Raw genomic sequence first — 23296 nt, forward strand, 5'->3', positions numbered from 1 at the left:
TAAGCGGCGAGCGCGCTCGACGTAAGGGATGGCGTGGTGGACGGCCCGTACGCGCCGGGCCGGTCAGGCCAGGCTGCGGTGGACGGCGCGGGCCAGCGCCTGCGCGCGCGGGTCGGCCGTCACGTTCTTCTGCATGCCGTTGGTGACGTAGCCGAACGCGATGCCCGACTCCGGGTCGGCGAAGGCCAGCGAGCCGCCCCGGCCCGGGTGGCCGAACGAGCCGGGCGCCAGCAGCGGCGCCGCCGAGCCGTGCAGCATGTAGCCGAGCCCGAAGCGCGTGTGGACCACCAACACCTCGTCCGGGCCCGCCGACTCCTCCGTACGCGCCAGGGTCAGCGTCGCCGGCGCGAACAGCCGCCGGGCGCCGGGCAGCGTCCCCGCTCCCCCGGCGGGCGCCGCGTCCGTGGCGCCCGGCACCGTGCCGTGGCCCGGGTCCGGGGCGACGTCGCCGATGAGGGCGGCGTAGAAGCGGGCCAGGGCGCGGGCGGTGGCCACGGCGCCGGAGGCGGGGAGTTCGGCGGCGCGGTAGGCCGGGTCGTTCTCGTCGGGCAGCGGGTCGATCACGCCGAAGGCCCGCCGGGTCAGGGACGCCGGGTCCCGGTACGCGTCGGCCACGGTCTGCTTGGCCCGCACCCGCAGCCCGCGCGAGGCCGGCGGCGCGGGCGCCTCGATCGCGGCGATGCGGCCCACCCGGTGCCGTTCGGCGTCCGGCAGTCCGATCCACAGGTCGAGCCCGAGCGGGCCGGCTATCTCCTCGGCCACCCAGGTGCCGAGCGTGCGGCCGGTGATGCGGCGCACCAACTCGCCGATGAGCCAACCGTAGGTGTGCGCGTGGTACCCGTGCGCCGTGCCCGGCGCCCACTGCGGCGCCTGCGCGGCCAGCGCCCGCGGCCCGCTGACCCCGTCCAGCGCCTCGGCCGGGCTGAGCGGCGTGTCGAGGACGGGCAGCCCGGCCCGGTGCGAGAGCAGGTGCCGTACGAGGACGCGCTCCTTGCCGTTCGCCTTGAACTCCGGCCAGTACGTGCCCACCGGGGCGTCCAGGTCCACCAGCCCGCGCTGGTGCAGCAGCAGCGGCACCGCCGCGGCCACGCCCTTGGTCGCCGAGCGGACGACCTGCGCCGTCCCGGCCTCCCAGGGCGCCGCGCGCTCCGGCTCGGCCTGGCCATCGGGGCCCTCGGCCTCCCGCGCGGCGGGGCCGTCCGCGTCTCGGACGCCGCCCCACAGGTCGACGACCTTGGCCCCGTCCCGGTAGACGGTCACCGCGGCCCCCCGCTCGCCGCGCTGCGCGAAGTTGGCCGCGAACGCGTCCCGGACCGGTTCGAAACCGGGCGCCACCGTGCCCTGGACGTCCACCACTGTTGTCTACTCCCACGTTCCGTTTCGCCGCGCTGTGCACCCTCCATGGTGCAATGCGTCCCGTGGCCGTCTTATGCCGGGTCCCGGCCTGCCCGATCACCGCCGCGCCACCGCGAAGCCACCCAAAGCGGGGCGGGCCCGGCGGGGACCGGCGGCAAGCGCCGGCGAAGGACGACGACGACGGGCCCGACGGCGCGGCCCCGGACCCGGTACGCGGGGCCCCGGCCCCGGACCCGGTACGCGGGGACCGCGGAGAACGCCGACGGCGACCCCCTGCCCCAGGGAGCCGCCGCCGTTCTCACTACGCGTGCCTGTCCCCGTCCCCACGGGCAGGCACTGCCCGGTCGGCGGGAGGATCGCCGCCCTCCCGCGTTCCCGGGCGTCTCGTCGGTGGTCGCTGACCACCGGGGGCCGCCGGGGCCGAGTCACTCGGCCGGCGGCGGCCAGGTCGGTCCGCGCGGGCCCGGGAGGGGACCGCGCGGACCCGCGCTCACACCCGGGTCAGTCGCGCGTCCGGGTCGGAGTCCTGCTGCACCTGGTTCGGGTCGCCCAGTTCCTTGTGCAGCTTCTCGCCCTCCACGTCCACGTTCGGCAGGATCTTGTCCAACCAGCCGGGCAGCCACCAGGCGCTCTTGCCGAGCAGCCCGAGCACCGCCGGGACGATGGTCATGCGGACGATGAAGGCGTCGAACAGCACCGCGATGGCGAGGCCGAAGCCGATCATCTTGACCATCTGGTCGTGCGAGCCGATGAAGCCCGCGAAGACGCTGATCATGATGACGGCCGCCGCCGACACCACGCGGGCGCCGTGCGTGAAGCCGGTCACCACGGCCTGCTCGGGGCTCTCGCCGTGGACGTACGCCTCGCGCATACGGGTCACGAGGAACACCTCGTAGTCCATCGCGAGACCGAAGACCACACCGATCATGAAGATCGGCATCATGCTCATCACCGGGCCGGTCTGCTCGACACCGAACAGGCCCGACAGCCAGCCCCACTGGAAGACCGCGACCACGGCGCCGAGCGCCGCGACGACGGACAACAGGAAGCCGAGCGCCGCCTTGAGCGGGACCAGGATGGAGCGGAAGACGATCATCAGCAGCAGGAAGGCCAGGCCCACCACGAGCGCGAGGTAGGGCACCAGCGCGTCGTTCAGCTTCGCCGACACGTCGATGTTCATCGCCGTGGTGCCGGTGACCAGGACCCTGGCCCCGGTCTCACCCTGCCAGCCGTCCGCCCTGTCGCGGATGTTGGCGACCAGGTCCTCGGTCTCCAGGCTGCTCGGCTTGGACGCCGGGACGACGGTGACCGTCGCGGTGTCGCCGGCCTTGTTGAACGCCGGGTCGGTGACGCTGGCGACGTCGTCCAGCTTCTTGATGCTGGCGGCGACGGTCTTGGCGGCCGTCGTCGCGTCCTTGGCCTTGGCACCGTCCACGACCACCATGAGCGGGCCGTTGAAGCCGGCGCCGAAGCCCTCGGACACCAGGTCGTACGCCTTGCGCTGGGTGGTGCTCGTCGGCTGCGCGCCGTCGTCCGGCAGGCCGAGTTCCAGCTTGCCGACCGGGGCCGCCGCCGCGCCGAGCGCGACCACGCCGAAGAGCAGCACGGCCACCGGGCGGCGGAGCACGAAGCGCGCCCAGCGGGTGCCCATCTTGGGCTTCTCCGAGATCGGCGGAATGCCGTTCTCGCTCTTCTTGCGGGCCTTGCGGCCGTAGATCCGCTTTCCGGCGAAGCCGAGCAGCGCCGGGATCATGCTGATGGCGATGAGGACGGCGATGGCCACGGTGCCGGCCGCCGCGAAGCCCATCTTGCTGAGCACCGGGATGTTGACGACCGCGAGGCCGACCAGCGCGATGATGACGGTCAGACCGGCGAAGACCACCGCGGAACCCGCGGTGCCGACAGCGCGTCCGGCCGCTTCCTCGCGTTCCCTGCCCTCGGCCAGTTCGGCCCGGTACCGGGAGACGATGAACAGCGCGTAGTCGATGCCGACCGCGAGGCCGATCATCATGGCCAGCGTGGAGGTGGTGTTGCCCAGGTTGAGCACGTTGGCCAGCGCGGTGATCGAGGCGATGCCGATGCCGACGCCGATCAGGGCGGTCAGCAGCGGGAGCCCGGCGGCCACCAGCGAGCCGAAGGTGATGATGAGGACCACCGCGGAGACGGCGATACCGATGATCTCGGTCGCGCCCTGCTCGGGCATGGCCTCCAGCGCGTCGCCGCCGATCTCGACGGTCGGGTTCTTGCCGCCCTCGTCGTCGTACTCGACCACCGCTTCCTTCAGGCCGTCCTTGGTCTCGTCCTCAAGCTCCATTGAGGTGACCTTGTAGGTGGCCGTGGTGAAGGCGGTGGTGCCGTCCTTGCTGACGGTGCCGTCCGCGAACGGGTCGCCGATGCGGCTCAGTTCGTCGGAGCTCTTCTTGACGTCCGCGATGACCTTGAGAACTTCCTTCTTGTTCTCCGGGTCGGTGATCTTCTCATTGCTGGGCGCGTGGAAGACGATGCGGGCGCTGGCGCCGTCGGCGTTGGACTCGGGCGAGCGCTTCTCCATCAGGTCGAAGGCTTCTTGCGCCTCCGTGCCGGGTACGGAGAAGCTCTCGTTGGTCGGCTTGGGGGCGGCGACGGCGCCAGCGATGGCGACCGCCAAGAGCGCTACCCAGAACAAGGCGACGAACCGGCGTCGCCTGAAGGCGAATCGGCCGAGCTTGTATAGGAAGGTGGCCACGAGAAGGGGTGCTCCCGTCGAGTGAGTGGAGTGGCAGGGACGTGCAGGACCAGCCCAGCGACGAGAGCGGCGCGCTGGGATGGGGACGTTCGGGTGAAACCGAATCTAGGTGACGGCCAGGCTTGCGGAGACGTCAGGGTCGGCGCCGAGAGCGGGGAGGATCACGGCGTCGATGTACTCGTAGAGAAAGGCGTCGTCCGCGTGCGCGGCGTCGATCAGCGGGCGGGCCACGAAGGCCCCGGTCATCATGTGCGGCACGAAGTGCATGGCGGGCGTTCCCGCGGCGATCTCCCCCCGGGCGACAGCGCGGGTCAGCAGCGCGTCAAGGGCGACGAGTTCGGGTGCGATGAGCAGCTCCCGAAGCGCCTGTTGTAGGTCTGGATTGTCGTGCGCCGCGTGGGCGAGCCCGCGCAGCAGGTCCGCGTCACGCTCCGCGTTGTGCTCGCCGCACCGCACCATCTCGCGCAGATCACCCCGGAGCGAACCGGTGTCGATCTCCTTGAGCGTGCCCGGCTTGAGCGACCGCAGTGCGGTGGCCACCAGCTCCGGCTTGCCTCTCCACTGGCGGTAGAGCGTGGCCTTGCTGGCCCGGGTGCGTGTGGCGACCGCGTCCATCGTCAGCGCCTCATAACCCACCTCGCGGAGCAGATCGATGACGGCGTTGTAGAGCTCGCCCTCCCGCTCTGGGGTCAGCCTGCTACGCCGCGACGTGGTCTTGCGCTCTGCGACCTGCATGAGTCCACCCCCATCCGAACGAAACGGTTTCGTACTCGCTCAGCATACGTCGCGCGTCAACGAAACGATGACGTTTCGCTCGTGTTCTGCATCACAGCGCAACCATGCGCGGGTAAAACACCTCGCACGCAGGAAGTGCGCCCGACCGAGTTGCCGCGCGACCCCGGGACCGAAAGCATGGACGGGTGACCGCTAGCGACGACGCCTATGTCCGCTTTCCGCATCTGCACGGGGACTTGCTCTGTTTCGCGGCCGAGGACGACCTGTGGGTCGCGCCCCTGACCGCACCTGACAGGACGCCGGAACGGGCCTGGCGGTTGACCGTCGATCGCACCCGGGTGGGCCATCCGCGCTTCTCGCCCGACGGCTCGTGGATCGCGTACACCAGTTGGCGCAGTCTGGACCCGGAGATCTATCTGACCCCGGTCGAGGGCGGCCCGGCCCGGCGGCTCACCTACTGGGGCAGCACCGACACACGGGTGTGCGGCTGGACGCCGCCGGACCGGGACCAGCGCTCGGACATCCTGGCCGTCTCCTCGCACGGCCAGCCGTTCTCGTACTACTCCTGGGCCTACAGCCTGCCCACCGACGGCAGCCCGGGCGGGCGGCTGCCGTGGGGTCCCGTCTCCCACATCGCCGTCGCCGACCTGGCCGGCGCCGACCTCGCCGGGGTCGAGCTGGGCGGCGAGGAGCTGGCCGGCGAGGGCCCGGACAACCGGTGCACGCTGCTGCTGACCGGCAAGCCGCCGCACGAGCCGGCCTCCTGGAAGCGGTACCGGGGCGGGGCGATGGGCCGGCTGTGGCTGCACGGCACCCGGCTGGTGCCGGACGTGGTCGGACACCTGGACAGCCCCATGTTCGTCGCCGGGCGGATCGCCTTCCTCTCCGACCACGAGGGCGTCGGCAACCTCTACTCCTGCCTGCCCGACGGCTCCGACCTGCGGCGCCACACCGACCACGCGGACTTCTACGCCCGGCACGCCGCCACCGACGGCTCCCGCGTGGTCTACCAGTGCGCCGGCGACCTGTGGCTGGCGGACGACCTGAGCCCGACGGGCGTGCCGCGCAGGGTGCCGGTGCGGCTCGGCGGGCCGCGCGCCGGGCGGCGCACGTACCAGGTGCCGGCCGCGGCCCACCTGCGCTCGCTGGCCGTGGACGAGACCGGCCGGGCCAGCGCGGTGGGCGTGCGCGGCAGCCTGTACTGGCTCACCCACCGCGACGGGCCGGCGCGCACCATCGCCGACACGCCGGGGGTGCGGGTGCGGCTGCCGGAGATGCTCGGGCCGACCGGGCGGGTGGCGTACGTGACCGACGCGGAGGGGGCCGACGCGATCGAGATCGCGCAGCTCCCGCGGGCCACCGGCCCGTCCCGGCCGCGCCGGCTCGCGGCCGGGCAGCTCGGCCGGGTGCACGAACTGATCGCCTCGCCCGACGGCGAGTGGCTGGCCGTGGCCACCCACGACGGGCGGCTGCTGCTCGTGGACGCGACGCCCCGCCCGGAGGACGAGGCGCGGGCCATGACCGAGCCGCTGCCGGGCGTGGGCCCCGAGGCGGACTACGCGGGCCCAGAGGGACCGGAGGCGCCGGAGGTCAGCGAGCTGACCCGGTCCGCCAACGGGCCGGTGCGGGACCTGGCCTTCTCCCCCGACTCGGCGTGGCTGGCCTGGTCGCACCCGCACATCGGGCGCTCGCTACGGAAGATCAAGATCGCCCGGCTGCGGCCCACCGGCACCCTCGGGCGGGCCATCGTGGACGTCACCGACGGGCGGTTCGAGGACGAGCAGCCCGTGTTCACGCGCGACGGGCGGTACCTGGCCTTCCTGTCCTGGCGCGGCTTCGACCCGGTCTACGACGTGCACACCGGCGACCTGTCCTTCCCGCTGGGCTGCCGCCCGTACCTGGTGCCGCTGTCCTCGGCGACGCCGTCGCCGTTCGCGCTCTCGCCCGAGGGCCGACCGGCCGCCGGCGGGCTCGATGCCGCGGTGACCGCCGGCGACCTGGACAGCAAGGTGCTGGTGGAGGTGGAGGGGCTGGCCAGTCGGGTGACCGTGTTCCCGGTCGCCGCGTCCAAGTACTCCGCGCTGCGGCCGGTCAGCGGCGGCGGCCTGGTCTGGCTGCGCTGGCCGATCTCCGGCGCGCTCGGCGAGACGTTCGCCAACCCGGCCGACACCTCCGGCCGGCCCACGCTGGAACACTTCGACCTGGCCAAGGCGCGGCGCAGTGAACTCACCAGCTCGGTCGACTGGTTCGCGGTCAGCGGCGACGGCTCGCGGCTGGTCGTCAACGACGACGGCGACCTGCGGGTGGTGCCCGCGACCGACCTCGCGGACGCGGACACCACCGTCCACATGGACCTGCGGCGCATCCTGCACGACGTCGACCCGCCGGCCGAGTGGCGGCAGGCGTACGCGGAGGCGGGCCGGTTGATCCGCGCCTACTTCTGGGAACCGGGGCTCGGCGGCGTGGACTGGGACGCGATCCTGGAGCAGTACCGGCCACTGCTCGAACGCGTCGCCTCACCCGACGAGTTCGCCGACCTGCTGCGCGAGGTGCTCGGCGAACTGGGCACCTCGCACGCGTACGTCTCGCCGTCGCGCCGCAACGAGGGGCCGCCGCACTACCAGCGGGCCATCGGCCTGCTCGGCGCCGACTTCACGCACGCCAAGGACGGCTCCTGGGTCGTCTCGCGCATCCTGCCGGGCGACTCGTCCGACTCCAAGGCCCGCTCCCCGCTGGCCGGTTCGGGCATCCGCGAGGGCGCCACGCTCACCCACGTGGACGGGCGGCCGGTGGACCCGGTGGCCGGGCCCGCGCCGCTGCTCGCGGCGGCCGGCGGGACCACGGTGGAGCTGACGTTCACCCCCGCCGAGGGCGCCGGGCCGCCGCGCCGGGTCGCGATCGTGCCGCTGATCGACGAACGGCCGCTGCGCTACCAGCACTGGGTGGCCAAGCGGCGCGAGGTGGTACGCGAGCTGAGCGGCGGCAAGTGCGGCTACCTGCACATCCCCGACATGGGCGGCTCGGGCTGGGCGCAGTTCAACCGGGACGTGCGGATGGAGATGTCCCGGCCCGCGCTGATCGTGGACGTACGCGGCAACGCGGGCGGCAACATCAGCGAGCTGGTGGTGGAGAAGCTGACCCGCACCATCCTCGGCTGGGACCTCACCCGCAACGCCCAGCCGGTGAGCTACGCGAGCGACGCGCCGCGCGGGCCGGTGGTGGCCGTGGCCGACGAGATGACCTCGTCCGACGGCGACATGATCACCGCCGCGTTCCGGCTGCTGGGCCTGGGCCCCGTGGTGGGCCTGCGCACCTGGGGCGGGGTCGTCGGGATGACGGGCCGGCACCGGCTTGTGGACGGCACGACGATCACCGTGCCGATGAACGCGGCCTGGTTCGACGCGTACGGCTGGGGCGTGGAGAACCACGGCGTGGAGCCGGACATCGAGGCGTTGCGCTCGCCGCTGCACTGGGCCGAGGGCAAGCACCCGCAACTGGCCGTCGCCGTGCGCACCGCGCTCGACCTCCTTGAGCGGCACCCCGCCGCGGAGCCGCCCGACTACTCCGGCGTCCCGGACCGCAGCCGCCCGCCGCTGCCGCCGCGCGCCTGACCCGGGCCCCGGCGTACGCGGGGGCTCGGGCCGCACGGTCACGGGCCGCGCGGGTACGGCTGGGCGGCCATGGGCTGGACCGGCACGAGCGGGGCAGTCACGGCTGGGCGGGCACGGGCTGGGGCCGGCACGAGCGGGGCGTCTCCGAGCTGGGCGAAATGGCCCAACATGCGAAGTGTGCGGGGTCGTGTCAGGCTGATCGGGGCCCATCCCCGATCACCCTGAGGAGGGACGACACCATGGGCGTTTCGGACCAGTTCAAGGACAAGGCCGAACAGATGAAGCAGCAGGCCAAGGAGAAGGCCGGCAAGGGCAAGGGCAAGGGCGAGAAGGGCTCCCAGGGCGGCGCCAAGGAGCGCGGCCAGCAGAAGGGCGCCGAGGCCAAGGAGCGTGCCCAGGACAAGCTGGGCGACGCCAAGGACCGCTTCACGTGACACCGCTCCCCCGCCACCCGCGCGGGATGCGACGGAGGGACGCGCCACGGGGGCGCGTCCCTTCGCGTGTGCGCCGGGGTCGGGTCAGCCCCGACGGCTGTCCCTGGCCGCCTCGTCCGCGCCGCCGCCGGCGCCGACCAGGCCGCGGCGGGTACCGCTGGCGGCCTCCAGGCGGGGCGCGAAGCGGCGCATCTCGCGCTGGCCGACGGTGCCGATGAGCGAGGGCAGGTAGCCGCGGAAGGACTGCATGCCGCGCAGCCACCACTGCCCGTACACGTGCGCCGACCGGCGCTCGATGCCGGCCACGAGCCGGTCGACGGCCGGGCCCAGCGGGTAGGTGCGGTTGCTCGGCCAGGGCAGCGTGGCCCGCAGGTCGCGCAGCACCTCGTCCTCGTCGGCGCCGCGCACCATGTCGGTGTCGGTCCAGCTCAGGTAGCCGACGCCGACCCGCACGCCCCGGTAACCGACCTCGGCGCGCAGGCTGTGCGCGAACGCCTCGACGCCGGACTTCGACGCGCAGTACGCGGTCATCAGCGGCGCCGGCGTGATCGCGGCCAGCGAGGCTATCTGGAGCAGGTAGCCGCGGCTCTCCAGCAGCACCGGCAGGAAGGCGCGGGCGGTGGTGGCGCTGCCGATGAGGTTGACCTCGATGACGCGGTTCCAGGCGCGCTCGTCGGAGTCGACGAACGGGCCGCCGGTGGCGACGCCGGCGTTGGCCACGACGATGTCCACCTTGCCGAACCGCTCCTTCACCTCCCGGGCGACCTGGGCCATCGCCGCGTGGTCGGTGACGTCGGCGTGCCAGTGGCCGCCCTCGCCGTGCAGGGTGTCGGCCACCCGCTTGAGCTCGTCCGGTTCAAGGCCGACCAGCGCCACCGTCGCGCCGCGCGCCGAGAGCTTGCGGGCCAGGAGCTCCCCCACCCCGCGCGCCGCGCCGGTCACCACCGCCACCTGGCCTTCCAGGCTGTTGCGTGCGCTCATGCCGAGGGCTCCTTCGCCGTTGCCGCGTCGGCCACGGCCGACGCCTTCGGGGATGCCTCGGCCGGGGCCGGGGCGGGGTCGGTGAGGTGGTCGGTGACCAGGCCACGGATGGCGTCCGCCACCGTGTCCGGGACCTCCACCGGGGTCATGTGCCCGATGCCGGGCAGCACGGTCAGGCCGAGCGGGTTCGGCAGCGCGGCCACGATCCGGTGGGCGTGCACGGGTGGGGTGAGCCGGTCGGCGGTGCCGACGATGACCGCCGTCGGCGGGGTCAGCTCGCCGATGTCGGCGGCCAGGTCCATCTCGCCCATCATGTGGCCCCACTGGGCGCGCACCCGGCGCGGGCAGGCGTGCACGATACGGGCGCAGGCGTCGGTCATCTCGCGCGTCGCGGCGCGCCCCATCGTGACGTACCTGAGCACCCGGCGGGCGACCGGCGTGACCCGGCCGAGCGGCGCCGCCGAGCCCAGCACGAGGGTGTGCACCCGCTCCCGGACGCGGCCCCTGGGCGTGGGCACCACCAGCGTCTCGGCCAGCAGCGCGCCGGCACCGGTGCTGCACATGAGCACGGCGGCGGCCCGCTCGCGCAGCTCGGGGCGGCGCGCCGCGGCCATGATCGTCATGCCGCCCATCGAGTGGCCCACCACGACCGCCTGTTCCCTGCGGCCGTCCGGGCCGGTGGCCAGGGTCTGGTCGAGCACGGCGGCCAGGTCGTCGGCGAGCGTCTCGGTGGTGTAGCAGCCGTACGGGGGCGGGGCGGAGCGGCCGTGCCCGCGCTGGTCGTACGCGATGACCCGGTGGTCGCGCGACAGTTCCCTGATCACCGGCGCCCAGAAGGCGATGGAGCAGGTCCAGCCGTGCGCGAGCACCACGGTCGGGGCGCCGCCCGGGCCGTACTCCTCGACGTGCAGGGGGGCGCCGTCGGCGGACGTGACGGTCAGCTCGCGGACGGGGGTGGGCGGGGCGTACCTGCCCTGGGTGGCGTGGATCGGCCGGTTCACGCTACGGCCTCCGTGGACGGGCCGTCGGCCTGCGGCCCGCTGGCCGGTGCGGCCGGCGCCGCGGCGCGCTTGGCGGACGGGGTGGACGTGGCTGACCTACCCACCGGCGCGTCCCCGGCATGCCCGGCGCCGGCACCCGCCGGCGCGGAGACGCTCGCCCGCTGGGGGGCGCGCAGCACCTCGTACTCGGCGAGGTTGACCTCGCGGGTGGCCCGGCGGAACTCGCTGGTGGTGCCGGGCCAGACGGTGGTGTTGCGGCCGTTGGCGTCCAGGTACCAGCTGTCGCAGCCGCCGACGTTCCACACGGTGCGCTTCATCCGCTCCTGCACCCGGTGCGACCAGGCGTGCACGGCGGACGGGCGGGCGTCGAGCGCGGCCCGGCCGCCCAGCGTGTCGAGTTGGCGCAGGTAGTCGACGAGGTAGTTGAGCTGCGATTCGATCATCAGGATCATCGAGCTGTTCCCGAGGCCCGTGTTGGGGCCGATGATCGTCATGAAGTTGGGGAACCCGGCGGCCGTGCTGCCGCGCAGGCCCTCCATCCCCTCCTTCCACTCCTCGGCCAGCGTCGTGCCGGCGGCGCCCGTGACGCGCCGCGCGATGGGCATGTCCGTGACGTGGAAGCCGGTGCCGAAGACGATCGCGTCGACCTCGGTCTCGGTCCCGTCGGCCGCGACAAGGGTGGAGCCGCGCACCTCGCTCAGGCCGGAGGCCACGACGTCCACATGGGGCTTGGCGAGCGCCGGGTAGTAGCTGTTGGACAGCAGGATGCGCTTGCAGCCGATGCGGTAGTCGGGCGTGAGCTTGGCGCGCAGCGCGGGGTCCTTGATGGCCTTGCGCAGGTGCGACTTGGCCAACGCCTCGACCAGGCCGAGCTGGTTGGGGCGCTTGGTGAAGGCGCTGACCTGCAACTCGCGGATGCCCCACAGCAGTCCGCGGCGCACCGCGCGCGTCGCGGGCACCCTGGTGTGCAGCCACTGCTCGACGCCGGTGATCTTCCGGTCGGCGCGCGGCAGCACCCACGGCGGGGTGCGCTGGAAGAGGGTGAGGCGCTCGACCGTGGGCTCGATGGCGGGCACGATCTGGATGGCGGAGGCACCCGTACCGATCATGGCCACGCGCTTGCCGCGCAGGTCGTAGTCATGGTCCCAGCGCGCCGAGTGGAAGACCCGGCCGGGGAAGGAGTCGAGGCCGGGGACGTGGGGGATCTGCGGGTCGGAGAGCGGGCCGGTGGCGGAGACGAGGACGTCGGCGGTGTACGCGCCGCTGGCGGTGTCGATCTCCCAGTACAGCTCGTCGCCGTTCCACCGCGCCCCGCGCACCTCGGAGTTGAACCGCAGGTGCGGGCGGAGGCCGAAGGTGTCGGTGACCCGCTCCAGGTAGGCCCGGATGTGCGGCTGGCCGGAGAAGTTGCGCGGCCACTCGGGGTTGGGCGCGAAGGAGAAGGAGTACAGGTGCGAGGGCACGTCGCAGGCGCAGCCGGGGTAGCTGTTGTCGCGCCAGGTGCCGCCGACGGCGTCGGCCCGCTCCAGGATCACGAAGTCGGTGATGCCCTCGCGACGCAGCCGGACCGCCGCCCCCAGCCCACCGAAGCCGGTGCCGATCACCGCCACCCGCACATGCTCATGCTCGGCCATGCCGCCGCCTCCCGAATCGAGGAACCGCGCCAGCAATCACTGGCACGGTTAGGAGAGTAAGGCAGGAACATACCGAGCGGTAGGGGTTACGCGAGAGGAAGTTACCGGCGGTTGCACCTCGCCGCCGTACGGCACGAAACCGCCGCGCGACCCCCGCGAACCACGCCGTACCGCACGCCGGACGCCGGTCCCCTCGCCACCAAGCCGAGTCGGCATAGGCTGCTCGGGTGGCGAAGACGACAGAGGCCGAGCAGGGGCGCGAGTACCGCATGGCGGAGTTGGCCGAAGAGGCCGGCATCACCGTGCGCACGCTGCGCTTCTACCGCGAGCGCAAGCTGATCCCGCCGCCCCGCCGCGAGGGCCGCATCGCCTGGTACACCGAACACCACCTGGCCAGGCTGCGCACCATCGCGGCGCTGCTGGAGCGGGGCCACACGCTGGGCGGCATAGCGGAGTTGCTCACCGCCTTCGAGAGCGGGCGCGACGTGGGCGAGGTGCTCGGCCTGGCGGCGGCCATCCCGGTGCCCTGGTCGGAGGAGACCCCGGTCAAGCTCACCCCGCAGGAGTTGGCCGACTACTTCACCGGCGAGGTCACCCCGGAGAATCTGGCCACCTCGCTGGACCTGGGCTACCTGGCCGTGGACGGCGACGACCTCGTCCACGTCAGCCGCCGCCTGCTCGACGCCTCCCACGACCTGGTCCGCAAGGGCGTGCCGCTGGCCGAGGTGCTCGCCGCCGGGCGGGAGCTGCGGCAGCACATGGAGGCCGTCACGGAGAGCTTCACCGAACTCGTGCGCACCCACGTGCTGGCCGACGTCATCGCCCGGGCCAGCGCGGGCGAGGGCCTGACGGCGGACGAGGCGGCGCACGTCACCAGGACGCTGGACAGCCTGCGACAGAGCGCCAAGAGCATCGTCGACGCCGAACTCTCCCTGGCCATGGACCGCCGCGTCCGGGCCGAGCTGGAGAAGTGGCTGGGCCCCACCGACGCCGAGGCCGCGCGCCCCGCGCCGCCGGACGCCACCGGCGGCCCGCCGGCGAGCGCGCGGGACTGACCCCGAACGCGCCACCGGGTCGCCCCGGTCCCGGCGGCCGGGCCCGGCGTCACGCCGCCGCGTACGTGACCGTCACCGGCGCGTGGTCCGACCAGCGCAGGTCGTAGGAGGCCGCGCGCTCCACGACGGCCGAGGTGGCGCGCTCGGCGAGCCCGGGGGTCGCCACGTGGTAGTCGATGCGCCAGCCGCTGTCGTTGTCGAACGCCTTCCCCCGGTAGCTCCACCAGGTGTACGGACCCTCGACGTCCGGGTGCAGGCGCCGCACCACGTCCGTGTAGCCGCCCTCGTCGAAGAGCCGGCCGAGCCAGTCGCGCTCCTCGGGCAGGAAGCCGGCGCTCTTGCGGTTGGCCTTCCAGTTCTTCAGGTCGGCCTCGCGGTGCGCGATGTTCCAGTCGCCGCAGACCAGCACCTCGCGCCCGGAGGCGGCGGCCCGCTCGCGCAGTTCCTTGAGGTAGGGCAGGAACTCGCCCATGAACCGTTCCTTCTCCTCCTGGCGCGGCGTGCCTGCCTCGCCGGAGGGGAGGTAGAGGCTCGCGACGGTCAGCCCCGGCAGGTCGGCCTCCAGGTAGCGCCCGCTGGCGTCGAACTCGGTGGAGCCGAAGCCGATCTGGGTGCGCTCGGGGCGCTGGCGCGTGTAGAGCGAGACGCCGGCGCGGCCCTTGGCCGCCGCCGGGGCGTGCACGACGTGCCAGCCTTCGGGCTCGCGTACCTCGGCCGGCAACTGCTCCGGCTCGGCCCGCACCTCCTGGAGGCACACCACGTCCGCCTCGGTCGCCGCCAGCCAGGGCGTGAAGCCCTTCTTCGCGGCGGCCCGCAGACCGTTCACGTTCACCGTCGTCACCGTCGTCGTGACCGCTGCCACCGTACGCACCACCCTTGCTCCCCCGTCGCTCACCGAACCCCCGGCAGCCTACGCGCCACGCGCCGCACCCCGGAGCGCCGCCGACCCGCCGGCGGAACGCTCGGTTCCGGGGACGCGGCGGCGTGCTCCCGGTGCGCGGCGGCCCGGGGCAGGGTGATCCCCTCGGCCGCCGCGGTGACCTCGACGGCCCGGGCGGCCAGCGAGAGGCCGATCTCCTCCAGCGCGTAGACGGACTCGATCAGCAGGGTCTCGGCCGTCGCCGCCATCGCCTCCCCGCAGCGGTTCTGCTCGGCCACGTCCTCCGGGCCGCGCGCCTCGTCCATGCTCTCCAGCCGGGCCCGCAGCTCCTCGTGCCGCCGCTCCAGGTCATGGACGCGGCGCACCGCGCGCAGGATCTCCGCATCGGTCGGCGTAACGATCATGGTGCTCCCTCTCAGCGCGCTGGCCACCTACACCGTGAGGGAGGAGAAATCCGGGCACCACGCCCACATAAGTCCGCAAAAAGTGACCAACGTCTCAGCCCACCGACCGCAACCCGGCAGCGCCCGGTCCCGGCTGCGCCCGGCCGCGCGCCGCACCCGCGAACGGCCGCCGCGAGGCCCGTAAACCGGTGGCCTGGCATCGACGCGTCCGTACGATAACCAGAATGCAGATCGTGCCCGTGCCGTATGACCACCCCGATGTCGCGCACCTCGACGACCTGGTGCAGCGGGAGTACGTCGAGCGCTACGGCGAGCCCGACGACACCAAGCTCCAGGCCCACGAGTTCGACCCGCCGAGCGGCCTGTACCTGCTCGCCTACGACGCGGACGGCACCCCCATCGCCAGCGGCGGCTGGCGGTCGCAGGACCAGAGCGACGAGGGGTACGCGGACGGCGACGCGGAGGTGAAGCGGATGTACGTGGTGCCCGCGGCGCGCGGCCGGGGGCTGGCCCGCCGGATACTCGCCGCCCTCGAAGCCGACGCCCGCGCGGCCGGCCGCACCCGCATGGTCCTGGAGTCCGGCACCGAGCAGCCGGAGGCGCTGACGCTGTACGCCTCGTGCGCGTACGTGCCGCACGAGCCGAAGTTCGGCCTGTACCGCTTCCACGACGAGAGCCGCTGCTTCGTCAAGCCGCTCGGCTAGCGTCCCGGGCACCCGGGCCGCGCCCCGGCCCGGCCGTCCGTCCGGTACGGGCCGCGCGGCCCCCACCCCCGACGAACGGCGCCCCGCCCATGCGACCGCTGCCCACGCCGCACGCCCTGCGCCAACTCCTGGCCGCCGCCGGCCTGTCCGGGCCGGCGGCGGAGCCGCGCCGCGTCGACGAGGGTGGCGAGCACGCGTCCTGGTGGGTCGGCGAGGACCACGTGCTGCGGCTGGCCCGCGACCCGGCCGGCGCCGCGCGGCAGCGGCGCGAGAGCGCGCTGCGCGACCTGCTCCGCGCGCGCCTTTCGGTCGCCGTGCCGGCCAGCGTCGGGCGCGGCGAGTGGGCGCCCGGCCTCACCTACACCCTCGACACGCGGCTGCCCGGCACCAGCGCCGAGGCGCGCCCGCTCTCGCGGGCCGGCGAGGCGGACCTCGCCGCGCTGCTGGCCGGGCTGCGCGCCGTGGACCCGGCCGACGCGGTGGCGCTCGGCCTCCCGTACCAGCCGCCCCGCCCGCTGGTACGGCCATGGCACGCGGCCGTCGCGGTCGCCGAACGACTCCTGCACGACGGCGAGTTCACGCCAGACCAGCACGCCGCGCTCGTCACGACGGTCACCCCGGCCACACCCGCCGCTCACCCGCCGGCTCCCCACCACCCGGCGCCGCCCACACCGGCCGACCGTGACGAGCCCACGCCCGGCGCGGCGGACGCGACCACGGCGCCGGCGCCGGTCGCGTGCCTCTGCCACCTCGACCTCAAGGGCGAACACCTGCTGGTCAGCGACGACGGGCGGGTCGCCGGCGTGCTCGACTGGACCGACGCGGCCATCGGCGACCCGGCGGAGGACATCGCGGGCCTGGCCATCGCCGTGGGCGCGCCGGCCGCCGCCCGCGCGGCCGAACGCGCCGGCCACGGCCCGGCGGTGCGCCGGCGCGGCCTGCTGCTCGCGCGGTACGACACGGTGGTCCGGCTCGCCGACCGGCTGTACGGGGGCGACGACAGTCCGTTGCCGTTGCTGCGCGCCCAGCGGGACCGGGCCTGGCGCGCGACGCCGTAGCCGCGCGCGGTCATTGCCCCACTCGGCGTATAACGCCTGCTCCGAGGCGTCGCAAGCGAGATCCCAACTGGGTGGCCCCTCAAAGTAATCCGTAGACTCATCGCACGCCGTGCACACCGTGGACGGCCAGCGACGAGGGAGCGAGCACGATGGCCAAAAACGGTTACCCTGCGGACCGCATCAACACCCAAGAGGCGCACTCCGCGCGCGTGTACGACTACATCCTGGGCGGCAAGACGAACTACGTCGTCGACCAGCAGGCCGGCGACGCGATGTGTCAGGAATGGCCCGCCATGCCCGTACACATGCGGGAGAACCGGTTCTTCATGCACCGGGCCGCGCAGTACCTCGCCCGCGAGGAGGGCATCCGCCAGTTCCTCGACATCGGCACCGGCATCCCCACCGAGCCCAACCTGCACGAGGTCGTCCAGCGCACCGCCCCCGACTCGCGCGTCGTCTACGTCGACAACGACCCGATCGTGCTGACCCATGCTCAGGCGCTGCTGGTCAGCACGCCGGAGGGACGCACCGCCTACATCGACGGCGACATGCGCGACCCCGCCGCCATCCTGGCCGCCCCCGAGGTCGCCGACACCCTGGACCTCACGCGGCCGGTCGGCCTGATGATCATCGGTATCGTGCACTTCCTGCTCGACGAGGACGACGCGATGGGCATCGTCCGCCGCCTGCTCGACCCGCTCCCCTCCGGCAGCTTCCTGGCCATGACCATCGGCACGGCCGACTTCGCGCCGGAGGAGGTGGGCCGCGTGGCCAGCGAGTACGAGAGCCGCGGCATGCCGATGCGGCTGCGCACCCGGGCCGAGGCCGAGGCGTTCTTCACCGGCCTCGACCTGGTGGAGCCGGGCGTGACCCAGGTGCACTACTGGAAGCCGGACGCGGACACCGACCCGAACATCAACGACCGGGACATCGCCATGTACGGCGGCGTCGCCCGCAAGAACTGAGTCCCGCCACGGGCCCGCAGCCCGCCACGAGCCCGCCGCCCGCCACCGCCCGCTCCCGCCACCCGCGCCGCGCCCCGTCGCATCGCGTCAGGCGGGGCGGCGGGCCGGCCGCGCCCCGCCCGGCCAGTCACTGTAGAACTGGCGGGCCCACCGGCGGTACTTCGTGATCGGCCCGTCCCCCTGCGCCAACCTCGGGTGCTCCAGGTAGGTGTTGTGCGCCCAGATGGGGAGGTCGCGGGCGGTCTCGAAGGTGCTGAACCACGCGAGCGGCCCCGGGGCCAGGGCGGCCAGCGCCCGGGCGGCGCCGCGGTGGCGCACGCCCGCGAACCGTACGGCCACGGCCAGCCGCATCTCGATCCGCACCGGGTCCAGCGGCACCACGCAGAACCACGCGCGCATCTCCATGCCGATGGTGGGGACGGTCGTCTCGGCGATGAAGACGCCGAGCCCCTGCACCGTGGCGCGCATCACCGGCGCCGAGGAGAACAGCACGTTCTTCTTGCCACCCACCCGCGCGAGGCGGTACGCGGACGTCATACGCGGCCCGTCGAACCGGGGCTCCTCCACCATCCGCACGCCGAGCCGGTGGATGGGCGTGAAGTGCCCGGTGTCGATGACGTTCTCCATGAAGTCCTGCGGGTGCGCCACGAGCGTGCGCACGAGGCAGCGGACCGGCCCGAACCCCTCGGCCGCCGGCGGGGCCGCCACCTCCCACGACGGGGGCTCGCCCCGGGCGTGCCACCACACGAAGACCAGCCCGGCGACCTCCCGGCTCGCCACCGCGCTCAGCCGCGCCCTGGGCGGCGGCGTGCCGTACCCGGTCCGTACGCACTCGCCCTCCGGCCCGAACGCGAAGTGGTGGAAGGGGCAGACGAGTTCCTCGTCCCGCACCCGCCCGCCGTGGCCCAGGTGCGCGCCCAGGTGCGGACAGAACGGCCGCACCGCGCGCAGCCGCCCACTCCGCGTGCGGTAGACGACCACGTCCTCGCCCATCAGCCGGCGGGTGAGCACGCGCCCGGGCCGCAGCTCCGCGCTGCTGGCGACCGCGAACCAGCCGTCGGGATAGGGCGGGGGCGCCGCCGAGCGCGGAACGGCGGGCGAGGGCGGCACGGTGGGCGACGGCGGTCTGGTGCGGTCCGGCTTCGACAGGCTCATGGAGAGACCCCTCCAGCTCAGATGTCACTCGGCTTCCGCGCCAGGCCCGACCATCGGAGCCGGCCCCGCCGCGCGGGCTCACCTCAGCGTCACGCCGGCCCGCGCACCACGACGGCCCTTCGGGCGGGACTCACCGGAACACGTGAAACGGGTGCGCGACGGGTTTAGCCGGGCACCACGCGCGGAAGCCCGGCCCCGTGGCGGGAGTGCCCCACCGAGGCTGCCGCGAACCGGCGCACGCCCACCCGTGGGCCGGCGCACGCCCACCCGTAGGTCGGCGCGTGCCCGCCCATGGGGCGTGCGCGAGACAGTCTCAAACAACACTGGTTTTCCCGCCTTTACGATGGAAGCCGTGCACGACAAGCCGCCCAAGGGGCCCCCAGCCGCCACCGACCCGACCACCGACGACACCGCCCTGGGCACGCTCCTGGCCGCCGCCCACCAACGCTGTCGCCAGGCGTTCAACAGCGGGTTGCGCGCCGCCGGCATCGAGGCCCGGCACTTCGCCGTCCTGCGCGGCCTGGCCCAGCACGGGCCCGTCAGCCAGCGTGAGTTGATCGAACTGCTCGACGTGGACAAGTCGGCCATGGTCCGGATCATCGACGACCTGGAGCGGCAGGGCCTGGCCGAGCGCCGCCGCGCCGTGCACGACCGCCGCGCGTACGCGGTCCGGCTCACCACCGAGGGCGAGCGACGCCTGGCGGCCGTGCAGGAGATCGCCGTCCCCATCGGCCGGGAACTCTTCGGCTGGCTCGCGCCCAAGGACCGGGAACACCTCGTGACCACCCTCCGCCAACTCGCCTGCAAGCCGGCCCGGTAGTCCGCACCCCATCCGACCCGGCCACCCAACTAGCCATACCGCGCGCGGCGCCCCGGCCTCCCCGACCACCGGCCGCCCCGTCACCGGCCTGCCTCGCGCCGGTAGGCCCCGCCCCCGACCCCCGCACGCCCGGCCCCGCCCCCCCGGCCGCCCGCTCCCGGCGTTACGGCTGGGCTTGCCGCGCGGTCGGGAACCGGTGCGTCATGAAGGGCGTGCTGGTGATGAACGTCCGGAAGGCGCGGGCCGCCTCGGACAGGTGGGCGTCCCGGTGCCAGACCAGGGTCAGCACCCGGTGGCAGTCGGGCGCGTCGATACGCACCCAGGTGACCGGGGCGCGTATGCCCTCCTGGCGCGAGATGGCGGGGACCAGCCCGATGCCGAGGCCCGCGCCGATCAACTCCCCGCTCGCCCCCGGCTCGTCGGCCTCGCAGGAGATCCGCGGGGTCAGCCCCTCGGCGGCGAAGAGCCGGTCGAGCAGCGCCCGGGGCCAGTTGCCGGGCCGGCTGACCACGAACGACTCGTGCGCCAGCTCGGCGACCCGCACGCTGCGCCGACCCGCCAGCCGGTGCCCGTACGGCACGGCGAGCAGCACCTCCTCCCTGGCCAGCTCGACGCACTCGAGGCCGGCCCCGGTCAACGGCTGCGAGGCGACGCAGAAGTCCACCTCCCTGGCCCGCAGCCGGCGCTCCATCTCCACCGCGTTGGACTGGTAGAGCCGCACGTCGGCGGCGGGGTGGGTGGCGCGGAAGCTGCCGAGCGCGCGGGCGAGGGTCAGCAGCGTCTCGGCGGTCACGGTCACCCGGCCAAGGCCGCGCTCGCGGGCGTCGGCGACCGCGCGCCGCGCGTCGTCGAGTTCGCTGAGCGCGCGTTCGACGTGGCGCAGGAACAGCGCCCCGTACTGGTTGAGCCGGATGCGGCGGCCCTGCCGGTCGAAGAGGTCCGTGCCCAACTCGGCTTCGAGGCGGGCGATGGTACGGCTCACCGACGGCTGCGCGACGTGCAGTTCCTCCGCGGCCCGACTGATGTGCTCGAAGCGGGCCACGGCCCGGAAGTAGCGCAGTTGCAGCAGGTCCATCGCTCCCCCACCCATGCCGTCGTGATCATCATGACACGGGCGGAACGGGGCGGTCCGCCCGGCCGCTGGCCGCCGTCTGGCCACCCGTCTGGCAACCCGCTGGCCACCCGCTGGCCGCCCGTCAGGCAGGCGCGCCCGGGGCGTTCCCGCCCGGCCAGGCGTCCCGCGCGAGCAGGTCGAGGACGAGCGCGCCGATGTTCCACGCGTCGTCCTCGCCCCTGTGGTGCCGCCCCTCCAGCGGTAGCCCCGCGAGGTGCAGGGCGCGCGCCATGCCGGGCCGCTTGGCCAGCCCGTACGCGTCGGCGAAGACCGCCTTGGCGTTGGTGTGTCGGCCCGAGAACGGGTAGCGGGCCGGCCCGCGCTCGCACTGCCGGGCGAACTGCTTGCGGTCGTAGTCGCCCCAGCTCGCCCACGCCCGGGTGACCGCCCGGTGCTCGCGCGCCAGGGTCGCGCAGGCGTCGGCGAACGGCATGCCCCGCTCCACCTCGGCCTGGGTGAGCCCGGTCAGCTCCGTACAGAACGCGCTCACCGTGGACCTGGCCGGGCGCACCAGGAGCCGGTGCCGTGCCACCCGCTCGCGGGCCACGGTGTCCACGACGCACAGGCCGATCTCGATGATCTCGCTGACCTGTCCCGGCGGCGCCTGCCCGGACCAGCACGTCGCCTCCACGTCCACGACGTTCACCAGCCGCCCGTACGCCTCCGCCTCGGCCGCCCCGGCGAGCCGGGCCGGCTCGTGGCCCCCGCCCCGCGCGCCCCGTCCGGCCGTCCGCTCGTCGTACGCCTCGTTCGTCGTCACGCTCGCCGACCCTAGGGACCCGCCCGCCGACCCTCACCCGAATTTCCCGCCCGGCGCCACCCACACCCACCGCCGCCCAGTCCCACCCACACTCACCTCCGTCCATACTCACCCTGCCAGGCCCGAAGGCGTCGCGGGACGTCACCAGCCAGGAGGGGCGCGCGGCGATGACTTTCACAACGAGGCGCATGCGCCGTGTGGCGCTCTTGCGCCGGGGCGCCGGCGTGTAGTCCGCTAACGCCCATGAGGAAGAGGAGCGTTGCCACGCTGATCACCGCCTTGCTCGCGGGGTCCCTTCTGACCGGCGCGCCGAGCACCAGCGCGGAGGCCGCCGACCACCGCACCGACAGTGCCCCACCAGCGGACTCACCCCCGAGGCTGGGGGTCGATCTGGACACGGTGACCATCCCGGAGCTCCAGGCCCGGATGGCCGACGGCTCGCTGACCCCGTCGGCGCTGACCCGCGCCTACCTGTGGCGCATCAAGACCGTCGACCCCAAGGTCAACGCGGTGCTACGGACCGACCCGACCGCCCGCCAGCAGGCCGCCGCCAGCGACGCCCGACACCGTGAGGGCACCACCCGCGGCCCGCTCGACGGCATCCCCGTACTCATCAAGGACAACGTCGACACCCGCGGCCTGGCCTCGACGGCCGGCTCGCTCGCGCTCGCCGACCGCCCGCCGAAGACCGACGCGGCGCTGGTCACCCGGTTGCGGGAGGCGGGTGCCGTGATCCTCGGCAAGGCCAACCTCTCCGAGTGGGCCAACTTCCGCGCCGCCAAGCCCACCTCCGGGTGGTCCGCGGTGGGCGGCCAGACCCACAACCCGTACGTCCTCGACCGCAACCCGTGCGGCTCGTCCGCCGGCTCGGGCGCCGCGCTGGCCGCCTCGCTGTCCCAGGTCGCGATCGGTACCGAGACCGACGGCTCCATCGTCTGCCCGGCCGGCATGAACGGGGTGGTCGGCCTCAAGCCCAGCCTCGGCCTGGTCAGCGGGGACGGCGTGGTGCCCATCTCCGCCGAGCAGGACACCGCGGGCCCGATGGCGCGCAACGTGATCGACACGGCGCTCACCCTCGCCGTCCTCAGCGACCACGACGCCGCCCACCGGAACAGCCCCGCCACCGACCCCACCCGCCCCGGCGACCTGCGCGGCAAGCGCATCGGCCTGTGGCGCCTGCCGACGCTCGGCCCGAAGGTGGACGCCCTGATGGTCCGTACGGCGCGGAAGCTGCGCTCCGCCGGCGCCGAGGTCGTCGAGGTGACCCCGCCGTACCAGGAGCGGCTGGCCGAGTTGGAGTTCCCGGCGCTGCTCAGCGAGTTCCACCGGGACATCGACGCCTACCTCGCCACCCGCGAGGGCGGCCCGCGCGACCTCGCCGAGCTCATCGAGTTCAACCGCGACCACCCCGAGGAGCAGACCTGCTTCAGCGGGCAGGAGCTGTTCGAGCAGGCCCTGGCGGCGCCGCCCACGACCGACCCGGAGTACCGGGCGATGCGCGCGGAGCTGAAGGACCTCTCGCGGCGCTCGATCGACGAGACGCTGGCCACGTACCGGCTGGACGCCATCGCCGCCCCCACCAACCCGCCCGCCTGGACCACCGACTGCGCCCGCGGCGACAACGACGTGATCCCCTCCTCCACCCCCGCGGCCGTCTCCGGGTACCCGTCGCTGTCCGTGCCGGCCGGCTTCGCCGACGAACTGCCCGTCGGCCTGCTCCTGACGGCCGGCAACCACCAGGACGGCAAGCTGCTGTCCCTGGGCTCGGCCGTCGAGTCCCGCCTCGACGCCTGGCGCGCCCCGCGCTACCTGCCGACGGTGGGCCCGGACCCCGTCCGCTGACCACCCGCCCCACACACCGCACAGCCCACCGGCGCCAGCGGCGGCCGGCCCCACCCGGGGGT

19 protein-coding genes are annotated in these 23296 nt (G+C 74.0%); 8 read left to right on the top strand and 11 right to left on the bottom strand.

All coding sequences use genetic code 11. From position 1 onward, the window contains the following. Positions 1-63 precede the first annotated feature (63 nt). From AC3CHW_RS12250 to AC3CHW_RS12260, 3 genes are all read right to left on the bottom strand, one after another. Positions 64-1356, bottom strand: a complete 1293-nt coding sequence (locus tag AC3CHW_RS12250; RefSeq protein ID WP_488470471.1) for a serine hydrolase domain-containing protein — start codon at positions 1354-1356, stop codon at positions 64-66. Positions 1357-1846: 490 nt separating this feature from the next. Then, positions 1847-4081 carry an MMPL family transporter gene (locus AC3CHW_RS12255; RefSeq protein ID WP_488470472.1) on the bottom strand — a complete coding sequence of 745 codons (2235 nt, stop codon included), beginning with the start codon at positions 4079-4081 and terminating at the stop codon, positions 1847-1849. Between the two features lie 105 nt (positions 4082-4186). Then, positions 4187-4816: a TetR/AcrR family transcriptional regulator gene (locus AC3CHW_RS12260; protein WP_398611894.1), complete on the bottom strand. Its 630-nt coding sequence runs from the start codon at positions 4814-4816 to the stop codon at positions 4187-4189. A 185-nt stretch (positions 4817-5001) separates the two neighbouring features. On the opposite strand from AC3CHW_RS12260, the gene AC3CHW_RS12265 reads away from it, so the two are divergent. Next, entirely contained in the window at positions 5002-8427 is a 3426-nt protein-coding gene (locus tag AC3CHW_RS12265) for a S41 family peptidase (protein WP_488470473.1), read from the top strand. A 239-nt stretch (positions 8428-8666) separates the two neighbouring features. Then, positions 8667-8861: a hypothetical protein gene (locus AC3CHW_RS12270; RefSeq protein WP_398611892.1), complete on the top strand. Its 195-nt coding sequence runs from the start codon at positions 8667-8669 to the stop codon at positions 8859-8861. Between the two features lie 84 nt (positions 8862-8945). On the opposite strand, the gene AC3CHW_RS12275 is transcribed toward AC3CHW_RS12270, so the two are convergent. The 3 genes from AC3CHW_RS12275 to AC3CHW_RS12285 are packed head-to-tail and all read right to left on the bottom strand — an operon-like array spanning position 8946 to position 12477. After that, positions 8946-9842, bottom strand: a complete 897-nt coding sequence (locus tag AC3CHW_RS12275; RefSeq protein ID WP_398611891.1) for an SDR family oxidoreductase — start codon at positions 9840-9842, stop codon at positions 8946-8948. Continuing rightward, complete coding sequence (locus tag AC3CHW_RS12280) at positions 9839-10843, bottom strand: alpha/beta fold hydrolase (protein WP_488470474.1); 1005 nt, start codon at positions 10841-10843, stop codon at positions 9839-9841. The genes AC3CHW_RS12275 and AC3CHW_RS12280 overlap by 4 nt, the downstream gene beginning before the upstream one ends. Further along, positions 10840-12477, bottom strand: a complete 1638-nt coding sequence (locus AC3CHW_RS12285) for a flavin-containing monooxygenase (protein WP_488470475.1) — start codon at positions 12475-12477, stop codon at positions 10840-10842. Before AC3CHW_RS12285 ends, AC3CHW_RS12280 begins: the two co-directional genes overlap by 4 nt. A gap of 269 nt (positions 12478-12746) precedes the next feature. Here AC3CHW_RS12285 and AC3CHW_RS12290 point away from each other — a divergent pair, with 269 nt between their 5' ends. Then, positions 12747-13532: a MerR family transcriptional regulator gene (locus AC3CHW_RS12290; RefSeq protein WP_488471029.1), complete on the top strand. Its 786-nt coding sequence runs from the start codon at positions 12747-12749 to the stop codon at positions 13530-13532. A 49-nt stretch (positions 13533-13581) separates the two neighbouring features. Here the strand turns inward: AC3CHW_RS12290 and AC3CHW_RS12295 are convergent, their stop codons facing one another. After that, complete coding sequence (locus tag AC3CHW_RS12295) at positions 13582-14364, bottom strand: exodeoxyribonuclease III (protein WP_217195348.1); 783 nt, start codon at positions 14362-14364, stop codon at positions 13582-13584. A gap of 59 nt (positions 14365-14423) precedes the next feature. Continuing rightward, on the bottom strand, positions 14424-14816 hold the full coding sequence (locus AC3CHW_RS12300; protein WP_398611888.1) for a hypothetical protein: 393 nt from the start codon (positions 14814-14816) through the stop codon (positions 14424-14426). A gap of 224 nt (positions 14817-15040) precedes the next feature. Between AC3CHW_RS12300 and AC3CHW_RS12305 the strand changes: the two genes are divergently transcribed. The 3 genes from AC3CHW_RS12305 (at position 15041) to AC3CHW_RS12315 (ending at position 17543) form a co-directional block, all read left to right on the top strand. Continuing rightward, positions 15041-15520, top strand: a complete 480-nt coding sequence (locus AC3CHW_RS12305) for a GNAT family N-acetyltransferase (RefSeq protein WP_488470476.1) — start codon at positions 15041-15043, stop codon at positions 15518-15520. A gap of 89 nt (positions 15521-15609) precedes the next feature. After that, positions 15610-16578, top strand: a complete 969-nt coding sequence (locus AC3CHW_RS12310) for an aminoglycoside phosphotransferase family protein (protein ID WP_488470477.1) — start codon at positions 15610-15612, stop codon at positions 16576-16578. Between the two features lie 149 nt (positions 16579-16727). After that, on the top strand, positions 16728-17543 hold the full coding sequence (locus AC3CHW_RS12315; protein WP_488470478.1) for an SAM-dependent methyltransferase: 816 nt from the start codon (positions 16728-16730) through the stop codon (positions 17541-17543). A gap of 87 nt (positions 17544-17630) precedes the next feature. On the opposite strand, the gene AC3CHW_RS12320 is transcribed toward AC3CHW_RS12315, so the two are convergent. Then, the gene (locus AC3CHW_RS12320) at positions 17631-18698 is read right to left on the bottom strand and encodes a Rieske 2Fe-2S domain-containing protein (protein ID WP_488470479.1); all 1068 of its coding nucleotides are present in this window, start codon (positions 18696-18698) and stop codon (positions 17631-17633) included. A gap of 352 nt (positions 18699-19050) precedes the next feature. On the opposite strand from AC3CHW_RS12320, the gene AC3CHW_RS12325 reads away from it, so the two are divergent. After that, positions 19051-19518, top strand: a complete 468-nt coding sequence (locus AC3CHW_RS12325) for a MarR family winged helix-turn-helix transcriptional regulator (protein ID WP_398611884.1) — start codon at positions 19051-19053, stop codon at positions 19516-19518. A 163-nt stretch (positions 19519-19681) separates the two neighbouring features. Here AC3CHW_RS12325 and AC3CHW_RS12330 read toward each other — a convergent pair whose 3' ends face one another. Together AC3CHW_RS12330 and AC3CHW_RS12335 are read right to left on the bottom strand one after the other, a co-directional pair. Continuing rightward, complete coding sequence (locus AC3CHW_RS12330; protein ID WP_398611926.1) at positions 19682-20593, bottom strand: LysR family transcriptional regulator; 912 nt, start codon at positions 20591-20593, stop codon at positions 19682-19684. A gap of 121 nt (positions 20594-20714) precedes the next feature. Continuing rightward, entirely contained in the window at positions 20715-21281 is a 567-nt protein-coding gene (locus AC3CHW_RS12335) for a 3'-5' exonuclease (RefSeq protein WP_488471030.1), read from the bottom strand. Between the two features lie 354 nt (positions 21282-21635). Here AC3CHW_RS12335 and AC3CHW_RS12340 point away from each other — a divergent pair, with 354 nt between their 5' ends. Beyond that, the gene (locus tag AC3CHW_RS12340) at positions 21636-23234 is read left to right on the top strand and encodes an amidase (protein WP_488470480.1); all 1599 of its coding nucleotides are present in this window, start codon (positions 21636-21638) and stop codon (positions 23232-23234) included. The last annotated feature ends 62 nt before the right edge of the window (positions 23235-23296 follow it).

The sequence above is a fragment of the Streptomyces sp. MGP-BFMKR1 genome (assembly GCF_057766585.1).

Excerpts from the sequence above, each read along its gene's own strand:
- AC3CHW_RS12260 (WP_398611894.1), bottom strand. The coding sequence starts at position 4,816 with ATGCAGGTCGCAGAGCGCAAGACCACGTCGCGGCGTAGCAGGCTGACC.
- AC3CHW_RS12270 (WP_398611892.1), top strand. The coding sequence starts at position 8,667 with ATGGGCGTTTCGGACCAGTTCAAGGACAAGGCCGAACAGATGAAGCAG.
- AC3CHW_RS12275 (WP_398611891.1), bottom strand. The coding sequence starts at position 9,842 with ATGAGCGCACGCAACAGCCTGGAAGGCCAGGTGGCGGTGGTGACCGGC.
- AC3CHW_RS12285 (WP_488470475.1), bottom strand. The coding sequence starts at position 12,477 with ATGGCCGAGCATGAGCATGTGCGGGTGGCGGTGATCGGCACCGGCTTC.
- AC3CHW_RS12290 (WP_488471029.1), top strand. The coding sequence starts at position 12,747 with ATGGCGGAGTTGGCCGAAGAGGCCGGCATCACCGTGCGCACGCTGCGC.
- AC3CHW_RS12300 (WP_398611888.1), bottom strand. The coding sequence starts at position 14,816 with ATGATCGTTACGCCGACCGATGCGGAGATCCTGCGCGCGGTGCGCCGC.
- AC3CHW_RS12305 (WP_488470476.1), top strand. The coding sequence starts at position 15,041 with ATGCAGATCGTGCCCGTGCCGTATGACCACCCCGATGTCGCGCACCTC.
- AC3CHW_RS12310 (WP_488470477.1), top strand. The coding sequence starts at position 15,610 with ATGCGACCGCTGCCCACGCCGCACGCCCTGCGCCAACTCCTGGCCGCC.
- AC3CHW_RS12315 (WP_488470478.1), top strand. The coding sequence starts at position 16,728 with ATGGCCAAAAACGGTTACCCTGCGGACCGCATCAACACCCAAGAGGCG.
- AC3CHW_RS12320 (WP_488470479.1), bottom strand. The coding sequence starts at position 18,698 with ATGAGCCTGTCGAAGCCGGACCGCACCAGACCGCCGTCGCCCACCGTG.
- AC3CHW_RS12330 (WP_398611926.1), bottom strand. The coding sequence starts at position 20,593 with ATGGACCTGCTGCAACTGCGCTACTTCCGGGCCGTGGCCCGCTTCGAG.
- AC3CHW_RS12340 (WP_488470480.1), top strand. The coding sequence starts at position 21,636 with ATGAGGAAGAGGAGCGTTGCCACGCTGATCACCGCCTTGCTCGCGGGG.